General features: G+C 66.7%; 18 protein-coding genes. 6 read left to right on the top strand and 12 right to left on the bottom strand.

From position 1 onward, the window contains the following. The first annotated feature begins 25 nt into the window (after positions 1-25). Positions 26-508, top strand: coding sequence for a hypothetical protein (locus ACTJJX_RS02750; protein ID WP_016852399.1), 483 nt, complete (start codon positions 26-28; stop codon positions 506-508). A 1-nt stretch (position 509) separates the two neighbouring features. Here ACTJJX_RS02750 and ACTJJX_RS02745 read toward each other — a convergent pair whose 3' ends face one another. Then, positions 510-935, bottom strand: coding sequence for a YybH family protein (locus ACTJJX_RS02745; RefSeq protein ID WP_016852400.1), 426 nt, complete (start codon positions 933-935; stop codon positions 510-512). A gap of 229 nt (positions 936-1,164) precedes the next feature. Here ACTJJX_RS02745 and ACTJJX_RS02740 point away from each other — a divergent pair, with 229 nt between their 5' ends. Next, complete coding sequence (locus ACTJJX_RS02740; RefSeq protein ID WP_003101607.1) at positions 1,165-1,932, top strand: class I SAM-dependent methyltransferase; 768 nt, start codon at positions 1,165-1,167, stop codon at positions 1,930-1,932. On the opposite strand, the gene ACTJJX_RS02735 is transcribed toward ACTJJX_RS02740, so the two are convergent. Beyond that, on the bottom strand, positions 1,929-3,107 hold the full coding sequence (locus ACTJJX_RS02735; RefSeq protein WP_003118882.1) for an NAD(P)/FAD-dependent oxidoreductase: 1,179 nt from the start codon (positions 3,105-3,107) through the stop codon (positions 1,929-1,931). The genes ACTJJX_RS02740 and ACTJJX_RS02735 overlap by 4 nt on opposite strands. A 112-nt stretch (positions 3,108-3,219) precedes the next feature. Between ACTJJX_RS02735 and ACTJJX_RS02730 the strand changes: the two genes are divergently transcribed. Further along, on the top strand, positions 3,220-3,708 hold the full coding sequence (locus ACTJJX_RS02730) for a M48 metallopeptidase family protein (RefSeq protein WP_003084971.1): 489 nt from the start codon (positions 3,220-3,222) through the stop codon (positions 3,706-3,708). A 7-nt stretch (positions 3,709-3,715) separates the two neighbouring features. Here the strand turns inward: ACTJJX_RS02730 and ACTJJX_RS02725 are convergent, their stop codons facing one another. From ACTJJX_RS02725 to ACTJJX_RS02715, 3 genes are all read right to left on the bottom strand, one after another. Next, positions 3,716-4,411, bottom strand: a complete 696-nt coding sequence (locus ACTJJX_RS02725; RefSeq protein WP_016852401.1) for an HAD family hydrolase — start codon at positions 4,409-4,411, stop codon at positions 3,716-3,718. Between the two features lie 128 nt (positions 4,412-4,539). Next, a complete protein-coding gene (locus ACTJJX_RS02720) occupies positions 4,540-4,893 on the bottom strand; it encodes a DUF805 domain-containing protein (protein WP_003084974.1) in 354 nt (117 codons plus the stop codon). Positions 4,894-5,070: 177 nt separating this feature from the next. Beyond that, positions 5,071-5,982 (bottom strand): AraC family transcriptional regulator, encoded by a 912-nt coding sequence (locus ACTJJX_RS02715; RefSeq protein WP_003117946.1) that lies wholly within the window; start codon positions 5,980-5,982, stop codon positions 5,071-5,073. A 117-nt stretch (positions 5,983-6,099) separates the two neighbouring features. Here ACTJJX_RS02715 and ACTJJX_RS02710 point away from each other — a divergent pair, with 117 nt between their 5' ends. Further along, the gene (locus ACTJJX_RS02710; protein WP_003084980.1) at positions 6,100-6,438 is read left to right on the top strand and encodes a carboxymuconolactone decarboxylase family protein; all 339 of its coding nucleotides are present in this window, start codon (positions 6,100-6,102) and stop codon (positions 6,436-6,438) included. Here the strand turns inward: ACTJJX_RS02710 and ACTJJX_RS02705 are convergent. Then, positions 6,428-6,943: a hypothetical protein gene (locus tag ACTJJX_RS02705; protein WP_003160856.1), complete on the bottom strand. Its 516-nt coding sequence runs from the start codon at positions 6,941-6,943 to the stop codon at positions 6,428-6,430. The genes ACTJJX_RS02710 and ACTJJX_RS02705 overlap by 11 nt on opposite strands. A gap of 187 nt (positions 6,944-7,130) precedes the next feature. Here ACTJJX_RS02705 and ACTJJX_RS02700 point away from each other — a divergent pair, with 187 nt between their 5' ends. Beyond that, the gene (locus tag ACTJJX_RS02700; RefSeq protein WP_003084988.1) at positions 7,131-7,289 is read left to right on the top strand and encodes a YqaE/Pmp3 family membrane protein; all 159 of its coding nucleotides are present in this window, start codon (positions 7,131-7,133) and stop codon (positions 7,287-7,289) included. Between the two features lie 9 nt (positions 7,290-7,298). Here ACTJJX_RS02700 and ACTJJX_RS02695 read toward each other — a convergent pair whose 3' ends face one another. The 5 genes from ACTJJX_RS02695 to impA all read right to left on the bottom strand — a co-directional run bounded on the left by ACTJJX_RS02695 (position 7,299) and on the right by impA (position 12,170). Next, positions 7,299-7,757: a DUF6985 domain-containing protein gene (locus ACTJJX_RS02695; RefSeq protein ID WP_003084991.1), complete on the bottom strand. Its 459-nt coding sequence runs from the start codon at positions 7,755-7,757 to the stop codon at positions 7,299-7,301. Between the two features lie 15 nt (positions 7,758-7,772). After that, the gene (locus ACTJJX_RS02690; protein ID WP_003084993.1) at positions 7,773-8,243 is read right to left on the bottom strand and encodes a hypothetical protein; all 471 of its coding nucleotides are present in this window, start codon (positions 8,241-8,243) and stop codon (positions 7,773-7,775) included. Between the two features lie 13 nt (positions 8,244-8,256). Further along, positions 8,257-8,604: an SMI1/KNR4 family protein gene (locus tag ACTJJX_RS02685; protein ID WP_009875770.1), complete on the bottom strand. Its 348-nt coding sequence runs from the start codon at positions 8,602-8,604 to the stop codon at positions 8,257-8,259. After that, positions 8,594-9,208 (bottom strand): DMP19 family protein, encoded by a 615-nt coding sequence (locus ACTJJX_RS02680; protein ID WP_016852402.1) that lies wholly within the window; start codon positions 9,206-9,208, stop codon positions 8,594-8,596. Before ACTJJX_RS02680 ends, ACTJJX_RS02685 begins: the two co-directional genes overlap by 11 nt. Positions 9,209-9,398: 190 nt before the next feature. Then, positions 9,399-12,170 carry an ImpA family metalloprotease gene (impA, locus tag ACTJJX_RS02675; RefSeq protein ID WP_016852403.1) on the bottom strand — a complete coding sequence of 924 codons (2,772 nt, stop codon included), beginning with the start codon at positions 12,168-12,170 and terminating at the stop codon, positions 9,399-9,401. Between the two features lie 99 nt (positions 12,171-12,269). Between impA and ACTJJX_RS02670 the strand changes: the two genes are divergently transcribed. Next, positions 12,270-12,413 (top strand): hypothetical protein, encoded by a 144-nt coding sequence (locus ACTJJX_RS02670; protein WP_003085001.1) that lies wholly within the window; start codon positions 12,270-12,272, stop codon positions 12,411-12,413. Between the two features lie 325 nt (positions 12,414-12,738). Here ACTJJX_RS02670 and ACTJJX_RS02665 read toward each other — a convergent pair whose 3' ends face one another. Further along, the gene (locus ACTJJX_RS02665; protein ID WP_016852404.1) at positions 12,739-13,074 is read right to left on the bottom strand and encodes a nuclease-related domain-containing protein; all 336 of its coding nucleotides are present in this window, start codon (positions 13,072-13,074) and stop codon (positions 12,739-12,741) included. Between the last annotated feature and the right edge of the window lie 12 nt (positions 13,075-13,086).

Genomic DNA, 13,086 nt, shown 5'->3' with positions numbered 1-13,086 from the left:
TGCACATCCGCCCCGGGGAAATCCGATGCGCCGCTGGTTCCTGACCCTGCCGTTCCTGCTGCTGGCCGGTTGCGCTGGCCTGCACGCGCCGTCCCGCGACGTCGAGGAGGCCGCGTCGCCGAGCGTAGCGCGCGATCCCGCCGACCCGCAGGATTGCCTGGCGCGCAGCGACTGCACGACCAAGACTTCGGGCACCCTGCTGTTCGTCTTCGACTATGCAGAGGCCGGCGGCGAACTGGTGGTGCGCGACGGGCGCCAACTGGAAACCCCGCCGGCGCCGCAACGCTCCACCTGGCCGGCGTTGCGCATCCAGCTGGCCGAGCCGGTCAACGGTCGCTTCGAGTTCGAGAGCCCCTGCCTGCGCAAGAGCGGCAAGGGCTGCCGCTACAGCCAGGCTACGCTGCTGAAGGTCTACCGCAGCTACCTGGTCGGCAAGCCCTGTTCGCTGCTCAGCCCTCGCGCAGTGAAACGCTGCGTCGACCCGGCGGCGACCGCCGCGCGGCGCTGAGTCAGGGCTGCAGGTCGAACAGCGCCTTGCCGTCCATGTCGAACGGCGCCGAGAAATGCTCGTGGATCACCTTCCAGCCGTCGCCGTGCTTGCGGTAGCCGGCGCTGACCCGCATCCACGAGGAGTGCGGCTGGCCGTCCGGGCCGGTGCCGCCGCAGTGGCAGAGGTAGTGGGCGAAGGCGACCTGCGGGTCGGCATGGATCTGCAGTTCGGCGATATTGAAGGTCATCGGTCCTTTGCACATCTCGGTGCAGGCCTGCCAGTGCTTCTGGTAGGCGTCGCGCCCCTTGAATTGCAATTGCAGGATGGCGTCGAAGGCGACGATGTCCTCCGCGTAGTACGAGACGATGCGCGGAACATCGCTGGCGCGGACGGCGGCTCGCCAGTCTTCGATCAATTGGCGGATGGCGCTGACTTCGCTGCTCATGGCTGACTCCTGGTTGTGGCGGGGGACGCCGGCGTGTGCCGGGATGCTTTTACCCTGGTCGTCGGGTGGGCCTTCGGATCGACAATAGCCTCTTCCCCGAGAGGTCCACGAAGCCCCTGACCAATGGCTGCGAGCCACGCTGCGCAAGGCTTTGAACCGTTCGTCTGGAATTCGGAGGAAAACCGCTGTGCTATACCTCGGGCTTTCCCTGCCGCCCAGGAGGTCCCTCATGTCGTCCGTACACAGCGCCGCCCAGCAAGGTTTCAGCGCCGAGGCCCAGCGTTACGCCCAGGGCCGGCCCGAGTACCCGGAAGCGCTCTCCGACTGGCTGCGCGATGCCCTTGGCCTGCGTCCGCAGACCGTCGCGGTGGACCTCGGCGCCGGCACCGGCAAGTTCACCCGCCTGCTGGCCCGTACCGGCGCGCGGGTGGTCGCGGTGGAACCGGTGGATGCGATGCGCGCCCAGCTCGCCGAAGCCTTGCCGCAGGTCCAGGCGCTGGCCGGTAGCGCCCAGTCGATTCCGCTGGCCAACGGCTTCGCCGACGCCCTGGTGTGCGCACAGGCCTTCCATTGGTTCGCCACCGTGGAGGCGCTGGAGGAAATGCGCCGCGTGCTGACGGCGGAAGGCAGGCTGGGGCTGGTGTGGAACGTGCGTGACGAGTCGCTGGATTGGGTCGCCGAGATCACCCGCATCATCACCCCCTACGAAGGCGACGCGCCGCGCTTCTACAAGGGCGACTGGCGTCGGCCGTTCGAGCGCGCGCCCTTCGGACCGCTGCGCTTGTCCACCTTCGCCTACGAGCATGTCGGCCCGCCGGAGCAGGTGATCGTCTCGCGCTTCCTTTCGGTGAGCTTCATCGCCGCCTTGCCGGAGACGGAAAAGAACGCCGTGGCGGCGCAATTGCGCGAGCTGGTCGCCAGCCATCCGGCGCTCAAGGGGAGGGAGCAGGTAGCGCTGCCCTATCGCACCGAGGCCTATCTGGCCGAGGCGCGCTAGGCGTACTGCCCCGCCGCATAACCCGAGGCCCAGGCCCACTGGAAGTTGAAGCCGCCGAGGTGGCCGCTGACGTCCAGTACTTCGCCGACGAAATACAGCCCCGGCGAGCGCTGCGACTCCATGGTCTTCGACGACACTTCGTCGGTGCTCACCCCGCCCAGGGTCACTTCCGCGGTGCGGTAGCCCTCGGTGCCCGAGGGCGTGACCCGCCAGGCCGAAAGCTGCCCGGCGATACCCGCCAGTTCGGTCGGGGTGTACTGCTTCATCGGCTTGGAGACGAACCAGCGGTCGGCCAGCAGTCCGGCGAGCTTCTTGGTGAGCAGCTCGGCGAGCAGGGTCTTCAGCTCGCTGTTGGGACGCTCGCGCTGTTGCTGCGCCAGCCATTCGCTGGCGTCGTGGTCCGGCAGCAGGTCGATTTCCAGGGTATCGCCCGGTTGCCAGTAGGAGGAAATCTGCAACATCGCCGGGCCGCTGAGGCCGCGATGGGTGAACAGCAGGTTCTCGCGGAACACTTGGCCGTTGCAGCTCACCCGGCAATCCACGGAGGTGCCGGAAAGCTCGGCACACAGCTCCTTCAACTGGTCGGTGATGGTGAACGGCACCAGCCCGGCGCGGGTCGGCAGCACCTCGTGGCCGAACTGGCGCGCCACCTGGTAGCCGAAACCGCTGGCGCCGAGGGTCGGGATCGACAGGCCGCCGCTGGCGATCACCAGCGACTCGCAGCGCATCTCGCCGGCGCTGGTACGCAGGTGGTAGCCGGCGTCGTCGCGGGCGATCTCTTCGATCGAGGTGTCCAGCAGGATTTCCGCTCCGGCCTCGGCGCATTCGCGCAGCAGCATCTCGAGGATGTCGCTGGACTTGTTGTCGCAGAACAGCTGGCCGAGTTTCTTCTCGTGGTACGGCACCTGGTGCTTGGCCACCAGGCCGATGAAGTCCCACTGGGTGTAGCGGGCCAGCGCCGACTTGCAGAAGTGCGGATTGCGCGAAAGGAAGTTGGCCGGCTCGGTGTACAGGTTGGTGAAATTGCAGCGCCCGCCGCCGGACATGAGGATCTTCTTGCCGGCCTTGTTGGCGTGGTCGAGCACCCGCACGCGGCGCCCGCGTCCGGCCGCCGTCATCGCACACATCAGCCCGGCCGCCCCGGCGCCAACGATCAGCACATCTGTACTTGCCACTGTCCCACTCCGCTCATCGGAAACGGCGCGCATCTTACCCGAAGCGGCGGTCGGCCGCCGGAGCTCCCGACGCGGTACACTGGGCGTTTTCCGCGAACCGCCGGACCCGTGCATGATCCCCCTCAAGTACCTCCAGGCCTATCCCGCATCGCTGCAGGACCAGGTCCGCCAGCTGATCGCCGAGAACCGCCTGGGCGAGTACCTCGAGCGCCGCTACCCGGGGCGTCACGATGTGCAGAGCGACAAGGCGCTGTACGCCTACACCATGAACCTCAAGCAGGAACACCTGCGCAACGCGCCGGGCCTGGACAAGGTGCTCTACGACAACAAGCTCGACGTGGTCCAGCGTGCCCTCGGCCTGCACACCGCGATCTCGCGGGTGCAGGGCGGCAAGCTCAAGGCGAAGAAGGAAATCCGCGTGGCTTCCCTGTTCAAGGACGCCGCCCCGGAGTTCCTGCGGATGATCGTCGTCCACGAACTCGCCCACCTGAAGGAAAGCGAGCACAACAAGGCGTTCTACCAGCTCTGCCAGTACATGCTGCCGGACTATCACCAACTGGAGTTCGACCTGCGGGTGTACCTGACCTGGAAGAGTCTCTGACGCCCGGTTACGGCGTTCCCAGCGTCACTCGGCTCTCGCGGCGCAGGCGCGCCACGGTCTCCGGCAGTTCGCGCATGTGCTCGACGATGGCGATGGCGCCCAGCTCGCGCAGTACCTGGGCGTGCCCGGCGGGAATGTGCCCGGCGCCGACGAAGCCGATCACCCGCATCCCCGCGGCGAGGGCCGCGCGGGTGCCGGTGCTGCTGTCTTCCACCACCAGGCAACGCTCGGGGGCGACGCCGAGCAGGCTGGCGGCGTGCAGGTAGACGTCGGGTGCGGGCTTGGGCAGGGCGACCATATCGGCGCTGGCCAGGCGTTCGCCGATCAGTTCGCTGAGCCCGGCGCGCGCCAGCGAGCGCTCCAGGCTGTGGCGGCGGCTGTTGGAGGCCACCGCGACGGGCAGGTCCAGGGCCAGCAGCGCCTCGCGTGCGCCGGGAATGGGTTGGACCTGGGCGACCATCTCCTCGCTGCGCTGGCGCACCTCGCGGTTGAAGCTGTCGGGGATGCGCAGGCCGAAGTGCTTCTCGACGCGATCGAGGATGTCGCGGCTGGTCAGGCCGAAGGTGCCTTCCAGCAGGCGCTGCAGCTCCTCCAGCGGCGCGTAGGCGCTGAGCGCCTCGTACATCACGCGCTCGGCGATGACCTCGCTGTCGACCAGGACGCCGTCGCAGTCGGAAATCAGTGCGTCGATGGGATGGGGCATGGGCTACCTCGCTGCGGGCGTTGGCGCAGGGCGCCGGAGTGGGAGCGAGGCATTCTAACCCCGGTCAGGGGCGGGAAGGGAAACAGGGAGAGGGAGAACGCCGGGCCGTGCGGCCCGGCGGGAAGGAATCAGGCGATGCCTTTCGGGTTCTGGCCGTACTGGTTCTGGCCGGCGTCGCTGTCCTTGGCCAGCAGGTAGATCAGGTACAGGCCGACGATCGGGATCAGCGCGATCAGCATCCACCAGCCGCTCTTGTTGATGTCGTGCAGACGCCGGGCGGTGACGCCCAGGGCCGGCAGCAGCACGGCGAGCGAGTAGAGATTGGCGATCGGCAGGAGCTTTTCACTGATCAGGCCGAGCACGACGCTCAGCGCGACGGAGATGATGATGTTCACCAGGGTGAACATCCAGTATTCCTTGCGACGGGCACGCCCGTTGAAGTCGAAGTAGTGTTCCTTCACGCATTTCAGAAACCATTCCATGTTTGCCTCCTGGGCGTACTGGTAAAGCGGGAGAGTGGGTGCCGCGACAAGTACCCCCGCGCCTCCTTGCCGGGAAAGCACAGTGTAGCCGTACTGTCAGTGAATTCGTACAGGATGTTGCGAAAATCATTCACATTGCATAGCAGCGGATCGCCGAAATGTGCGCCGGTAGCGCTTTCAGCGAGCGGGGTCGGCCTGGCGGCGGAAACGGCCGGGCGATTCGCCGAAGGCCTGGCGGAAATTGCGGGAAAACGCTGCCTCCGACTGGTAGCCGGTCTCGGCGGCGATATCCAGCAGGCTCTTCTGCGTTTGCCGCAGCAGGCCGCGAGCCTTCTCCATGCGGATGCGGGTCAGCAGGTTCCACGGCGAGGTCCCGCCGAGGGCGGAGAAGGCGCGGACGAAACTGGCCCGCGACATCGCCGCCTGCTGGGCAAGCTGTTCCAGGGTCCAGGCATGCTCCGGGCGTTCCAGCATGGCCCGCAGGGCTCGTCCCAGGCGGGCGTCGCCCAGCAGGCCGAACAGGCCGTCGCCCAGCGGTTGGCGGTCCAGGTAGGCGCGCAGGGCCAGGGCGAACAGCGCGGTGGCCAGCGCGTCGATGATCGAGCGGGCGCCGCTGCGGGTGCTCTCGGCTTCCTCGCGCATCAACCCGATCAGCGCGCGCAGGGGCTGCTGGGTCGACTCGTCCATATGCACCAGCAGGCGCTCGGGGAGCGCGCCGAACAGGCTGGCGCCGGCGTGATAGCGGTAGCTGCCGCAAAGCATGTCGAGGGCCTCGCCGGGGCCGTTCAACTGGTACAGCGGGATGCTGCCGCGGTGCTCTACGGTGGGTTCGCAGGGTTGCGCCGGGCTGTCGCTGCGCAGGAGGTGCGGGGTGCCGCGTGGCAACAGGATCAGGTCGCCGGGATGCAGGTCGAGGCGACCGCCATCGAGGAATTCGCAATAGCAGGTGCCGGCCATGACGATATGGAAGGTCGCCTCGCCGGGCACCGCTTGCGGGTGCTCCAGCGCCCAGCTGCCCTGTAGCTGGCAGCGCTGGTCGAGGCGGCCCTGCAGGTTGGCGAGCTGGATGAGCCGGTCGAGTGGGTCCATGGGATGAGCCGATCAGGTCGAAAGTAGAGACGCATGGGCAGGCGGCGCGGTCCAGACTGGTCGAGACTGGTAACCCGACGCGCCACTCCCGGCGCGAAAGCAACGGAGAATATCACCATGCTGAACAACTGGACCGAGTTCGTCCCCGCCGTGAAAAAAGCCTTCGGTGCCCTGGGCAAGCAACACCCGAAGATGCTCGCCGCCTATGGCGCGCTGGAGGAAGCCAGCGCCGAGGGCGCCCTGGATGCCAAGACCCGCGAACTGATCTCCATCGCCGTGGCCATTACCACCCGTTGCGACGGTTGCATCGGCGTGCACACCGAGGCCGCGCTGAAGGCCGGCGCCAGCGAGGCGGAAATCGCCCAGACCCTGGCTACCGCCATCTCCCTGAATGCCGGCGCCGCCTATGTCTATTCGCTGCGCGCGCTGGAAGCCTACGACCAGTTCAAAAAGTGAGGCCGTACAGGCGCTGCAGGTAGAACAGCAACCCCAGCCAGGCCACCAGGGCCAGCCAGCCCAGCCCCAGCAGGCCCTTGCGCAGCAGCGTCGAGGGCCTGCCGTGGAGCAGGTCGACCAGGCTCAGCACGCCGCCGAGCAGCAGCAGGCCGAGCAGCGCCTGGGTGTACTGGGCGAAACTCGGCGACAACGCCTCGTCGCCGTGGGCGGCATAGTTGTACAGGTTCCAGGCGCAGATCAGCGCCGCCGGCAGCAGCGCCAGGAGCGCGCCGAGCCAGCGCCCGCGGACATGCAGGAGGAAGGCCGCGAGCAGGCCGACCAGCCCGGTACCCAGCGGTAGCAGCGCCAGGCCCTGGCTGAGGTAGACCAGGTCGACGCCGTCGGCGAGCGCCATCGGGGTGACGAAACGGTAGCTGCCGCTGGCGCAGAGCAGCACCGAAAGCAGCAACAGGGCGTAGCCCGGCAGGTACGGCCAGAAGGCGGGACGCGGGGGCAGGTCGGACATGGATGTTCCTTGCGGGTTGTCCGCTCGCATGAGCGTAGGCTCAAGCGTACCGCTGCGCGTGACAGGCGGCGAGTACCGTTGCGGTTGAACCCTCCGCGAATGGCGGGAGTCAGTCATAGGGTGACGCGAAAAAACGCCGGCTCACGCGCCGGACACCGTATCGACCCTGGACCAAGGAGTTCCGTTCATGGACCTGATCCGCATCCTCATCGCCATCCTCCTGCCGCCGCTGGGCGTGTTCCTGCAAGTCGGCTTCGGCGGCGCCTTCTGGCTGAACATCCTGCTCACCCTGCTCGGCTACATCCCGGGCATCGTCCACGCGGTGTACATCATCGCCAAGCGTTGAGGCCCCTGCTCAGGCGTAGTTCCATGGTTCCTTCACGGTGAAGTCCCGCCACGGGTCTTCGCCGTGGAAGGGGCCGACATAGAGCACCTCGCCGCCCCGGACGATCCATTCCATACCGTGTTCGCGGTCCCATTCGCAGTTCAGCGACAGGTGGATCACCGCTTCGTCGCCCTGTTCCGGGTCGGGCACGATCAGCTCGCCCGGTTCGATCCGTTCCAGCACCCCGCGCGCCGGCGCGACTTCCTCCGCAGACTCGCCCAGCCGCTCCAGGCGCGCGGCGCGGTAGCGCAGGCTGGCGGCACAAAGCCGCTCGACCACGGCGTCATCCAGTTCGTCGAGGGCTCGGGCGCAGCGCCAGGCGTAGGCGTCGTCGGCCTCGTTCTCGATGAACAGGCTGATGTAGCGCCGGTACAGGCGCCAATACACTTCGCCCATGTTCGCATCGTCCAGGTTGCGGATCAGTTCCATGCGTGGTCTCCCTGTTCAGCAGCGTTCGGTGAGGGCGATGCCACGGCCGTCGCCGAAGCCATCGTGTACGTGCAGCCATAGCGGGATCGGCCAGGCCCAGCCGCCGGCCTTCCACCAGCACTCGGCGAACCAGGCTTGCAGCGTATCGGCGAGCAGATCGACGCCGCCGAAGCCGTCGGCGAAATAGGCTTCGTCGAAATCCGGGGCATGTCCCAGGCCGAGCGCCAGGTCCAGCGCCTTGCCGGGAAACAGGCGCGGGTCGCTGGCGTCCACCCGGTTGCTGGCGCCATTCAGGTACAACCACGCTTCCGCTGCGTCGCGTCCGTCCTCGCCGAGGAACAGTTGGATCTCGCCGTCGCGCAGTCCTTCCTCCAAGGGTTGCCGGAGCAGCTCGCGCAGGTGCTGGATCACGCCCGGCGCGGCGCGTTGCAGGTCGCGGCGGTAGCGCTCGCGGAATTGTTCGGGGCTGAGGCCGAAAGGAATCATGGGCGTTTCTCCGTCATTCGGGCAGGCAGGGCCCGGCTTCCAGCCAGGCCTCCAGGCTGGGTGTCAGGGGTTCGAAGCAGTCCGGCGTCATCGCGCCATGGTCGACCAGGAACAGCGCCTGCCAGTGGTCGTCCAGGGCCATCACCACGGCGCGGCCGCCGCTGTCGTCGCCTATGGCCAGGTAACCGGGGCAGTAGAGAGAGGTTTCGAAGGCCCGGTTGCGTTCCAGCAACTCGTCGGCGGCGTAGAGCAGCAGGTCCGGCTCGACGAGGCGGCCGCCGTGCTGCTCCAGAGCGGCGACGAAGGCAGCCGGCAGCGGTTGTCCGAGCCAGGCCTCTAGGGCATCCAATTCAGGCTTCATCGGGCTCGTCCAGGGCGAACAATGCATGGTGGCGGGCATGGGCCAGCAGGCGTTCGCCCAGCGCGTCGGCCAGGGCGTAGAAGCGCGTGTCCAGCGCATCCAGGGCCGCTTCGCAGTCGCGGTCGGGTTCATCGGCCCAGGTCGGCATGCGCAACTGGCGTTCGGCCTGGGAGACTGGCACCGGACCGTCGCCGAACAGCAGGGCGGCGGCTCGCTCCAGCAGGGCCAGGGCGTCCTCCGCCTCCAACTCGCGAAGACCCGCGCGCGCCGCCTGGTACTGGTCGCCGGAGGAGTTGCCGAAGTACTGGTCGAAGCCGCCGTTGTGCACTTCGCCGCTGAGCACGCTCACTGCGTAGTAGCTCCGTTCGGCCGGCGACAGCCCGGCGAATCCCTCGCGGCCATCGTAGACGCGATTCACCAGCGCGCTCCAGTACAGCGCCTGCGGACTCGCCAGGTAGCGCCGTCGCTCCGTGTGGAAACGCTTGCCATCCTCGATGTTCTGCCGGTAGCCGCCCTTGCAGGGCATGCACAGTCCGTCGTTCCTCGCCGCCGTGGTCGCGAGGATGAGATGGCCGCAGGCGCGGCAGGGAAGGCGGTCGGTCATGAGCGGTCCTTGCTGGTGGAAGGGGCTCATTATTGCGCAGGATCGTTCAGCTTGAACGACAGTTTGGCTTGCCAGCCTGGCACGGCATTGCCCGCTGGCATGGCCGACCCTCTCTCCCGTCGGGGAGAGGGGCATGAGGACCGGCGCGGAGCGAGAAGCATCACCCCGCGCCAGCCCCCTCAGCTACGACTCACGGAAACGGCCACGCCGGCGACCCCTGGCTCATGTCCAGAAGCTTCACCGTGCTGTATTCGTTGGTCCGGTTGTTGGCATAGAAGAACGCCGGCTGCTCGGCGAAACCGTAGGCCGCCACCTGCGCCTGGGCCGCTGCCGAGGTACGGATGCCCCATAGCGCGAAGGTTGGCCGCTGGTCGCGCTGGGTCAGCCAGGACAGGCCGAGCAACAGGTTGTCGTTGCCGTCCGTGCTGCTGGCATCGCCGCTGTTTCCCGGGCGCTGGGCGTAGGTGCCGTAGCCGAGAGCGGCCTTGTTGGCGTCCCAGTCGGACTTGTCCACCTGGCGCTGGTGCAGGTAGAGCAGGGTCCAGATATCCCAACCCTGCAGCGGATCGTTCTTCAGGTCGGCCCAGTAGTGCACCCACTGGGTATAGAAGGCCATTCGCTCGCCGTTCAGCGCGTAGGTGCCCGGGTCTTCCCACAGGCGCTTGTATACGCCTGCCAGCGGATCGGCCTCGGCGCGTCCGGCGACGATCAGGTTGTAGGCGTTGCGGTAGTTGACCCGCGTATCGTCGAGGTTCTGCCCGAACTCGCGGAGCACGCGCCAGTCCTTGTGCAACGGGAATATCTGGTTGGAGATTTCGCCCGAGCGCCCGCCGTAGACCTTCAGTCGATTCACTTGCAGGTTGTGGCCCAGCTCATGGCTTTCGCCCCAGCCACGCGGGTTCAGGCCCCAGGTCTGGTCGTAGGGGTTGCCGCTGCAACCGCCGCCGCACTGGGCGTACTGGTCGACGTTGATGTGCTGGGTGCCGGGCAGCTTGTGCAGGGTCTCGCTGTCGCAGTCCCAGCCGCGCACCGCGCATTCCTGCTGGATTGCCGGAGTCTTCGCCTGGTTGGGAATGGCGAAGCCGGCCAGGGTGTAGGCGTCGTCGATGAACACCTCGTTCAACTCACGGATGAAGCGCTGGACGTCGCCGCCATAGTCCTTGTCGATCGAGCCACGGACCTTCTCCACCTTGGCGTGGACCTCCACCGAGCCGCTGCGCATCTCCAGCCAGTCGGCCTTGTCGGCGTCCAGCGCCTGGATGAAGTCGGCAATCGCCTGGCTGCTGTCCTCGCCCGGCTGGATGTCGAGGAACGGCTGGCTGGCCGCGCCGGTTACCTTGACGGTTACCGTCTGTCCCGGCGTGGCGCCGCTGTAGACCAGTTGCAACAGGCCGCCGTAGGGCGATACCAGCGCCACCGACTGGTTTGCCTGGAGCTTGATGTCCGGGCTCTTGAGGAAGCGCGGGCGGTCATACTGGCGGGTATTCCACAGCCGCGTCGAGCCGATGCGCTGGGTGTTCAGGCCGACCGCCAGGCTGGCCTGGCCAGCGTCTTCGATGCGAATGCTCAGGCGCTTGCCCGGCGCCGCCATGCGGCCGATGGCGGTGAAGCCCTGGGCCGACGGCAAGGTGAGGGTCAGGGTTTCCTCCGAGCCCGATACCGGCATCGACTGTTGGCGCTGGCCGGCGTAGCTGCCCAGTTCCTTCTGCGCCGCGCCGGCCTCGCGCACGTAGCCGACGATGGCGTCGGCGACGAAGGTTTCCTGGAAGCGCGCCGTGTCGGCGGCCTTGTCCATCGGGTAGCGGATGTTCTGCCGCACCGCGTCGGCCCACAGCAGCCAGAGCCGCAGCGAGGTGGTGCCGGGCAGGGCGAAGAGGTTCTGCGCCTTCTGGTTGTAGGCGTCGAGGGCGCCTTTCAATACATCGACGCGCTTGCTGAAGTCGCTCAGTCCCGGCACGTCGTCGCAGGTGGTGCGACCGACGTAGGAGGTGCATTTCGACCAGTCGTAGTCCGTGCGCCAGCTACCGTCGACGATCTGCTGCACCAGCGCCGGGTCCTGGCCATAGGCGCCGCCCAACTCGACCGAACGCGTCCGGGTGCGGCTGGATGGCACCGTGTCCTTGTCCCAGTAGTTGCCGCCGTAGGGGCCTTCCTGCAGGCCCAGGCCGGCGAGGATCTGCTGGCCGGTGCTGCTCTGGTTCCAGCCATTGGTGTGCACGAAGAGGATCGGCAGCCCGGCCTGTAGCCGTGCGCGCACCGTGGCGCTCAGGCTAGCGGCGCTGGCGCCGTTGCCCAGTACCAGCAATTTGCTGGTGCTGGCGCAACTGGCGTCGGTCAGCGCGTTGCAGGCGGCGTCCGCCGGTTGCAGGCCGGCGCTCTTCAGGCCGTTGAGGGTGGCGGTCTTGTCCACCCCGACCACGCTGACCTTGAAGTCCTTCGCAGTGGCCGCGCCCGGGTCGCCGTTCACCAGCCACTGCACCGCCCGCTTCAGCAGCGGCGCGTGGGCGGCATTGGCCCCGCTCAGTTGGGTGAGCACGTTGGTGCCATAGGCCAGCCCGCGGCCGCCGGCCTCCAGGCTCAGGCTGGCGAGCACGCGCCCCTTGTCGCCGATGAGGAAGGGCAGGGTATTGTCCGGGTTGGCCGGCAGGACCCACATGCTGGCGGCGCCAGGATCATAGGCTTGGCTGAGGTTCTGGTAGAGACCGTCGAGCAACTGCGTGCGGGTCTGGCGGATGCGCTCGACCTGCTGCTGCAGGCGCAGGGCGACCAGGTGGCTGTCGGTCAGTTGCGAGGAATCCCCGCTGACCAGTGCCGCATCGAGGATTTCTTCCTGGGTGGCCGCCTGGGCGGACAGCGCGCCAGCCAGGCAGAAACCGGCCAGCAACGCTCGGTGGCGAGGGATGGGTGAGCGACTCATGTTCTCTCCTTGCAGTGAGGGAAATGCAGTGGTGGACAAGCTCACAACTGGCGCTATCGGCCCGTGGAGGGCGGCATATTGTTATGGGTACGCCGGGTATCGCGTCGAACAGGGAATGGGCCTCGGACAATGCCGGAAATACGCATGGGCGATCCGCTGCATCGAACGAGTCAAGGCGAGAGGAGCATGTTGGGAAAGGCGGAAAAACTATCTGTTCTGGTTGTTTTTGAACTGCGTCTGATTATTTGGATTTTATTTTTACCGATTGTTCGAAGCGCTCTGGAATAGGCGCTCCAGCGTTTCCTGTGACGAAACGATCCAGACTTTGGTTAGGGTCTTGGAAAATACCGAGGATGTATTTCCAGAGCTGTCGATCGAGTTGGAAGTTACAGTTTCATGAAGGTTTAAGTGCTTCGAAGTTACCGCGTTGGCGATGGAATCGATATCGTCCGGTAGTGCCTTCGGAAGTGCCTGATAAGTGCCTTCCCACGCTCAGGCGGCGAGCAGAGCGCCACGTCCATCGGATTCCGCTCCGCCAGCGCCAGTTCGCCTTCGCCGAAACTTGCGCTGCTGCCGCCGACACCCTGCAATTGATCGCGCAGTGGGGGGCGATTCACACCAAAGCCTGTGACCTGCAGCACGGCTCGCCGGTGCAACGGTAGAGACCTATCGGCAGGTGCTGGAAACCTGCCGTTTCCAGCACGAAGATGCCGTATGGTGAGAAAAATACGTGGTCGATCTGTGTCGTGCCGTCCGGCGTGTTCAGGGTGACGTTGTGCAGGCGGCGGTAGGTGTGCCTGTCCAGCTGCCAATGGGCGAACAGGCGCACCAGCAGTTCACCGATCTGCCCCTTGGCCCAAGGCGATTTGAGCAGGCCGATCAGCAGGGCTGCCGGGATAAACCAGGTCAGCATGCCCCAGACCTGGGCGACTATCGGGCTGTAATCCACTTTCTTCCTTGA

It is taken from the genome of Pseudomonas sp. 22490, from assembly GCF_052044465.1.
Taxonomy (GTDB): domain Bacteria; phylum Pseudomonadota; class Gammaproteobacteria; order Pseudomonadales; family Pseudomonadaceae; genus Pseudomonas; species Pseudomonas aeruginosa.
This window is presented reverse-complemented; position numbering and strand designations above follow the sequence as displayed.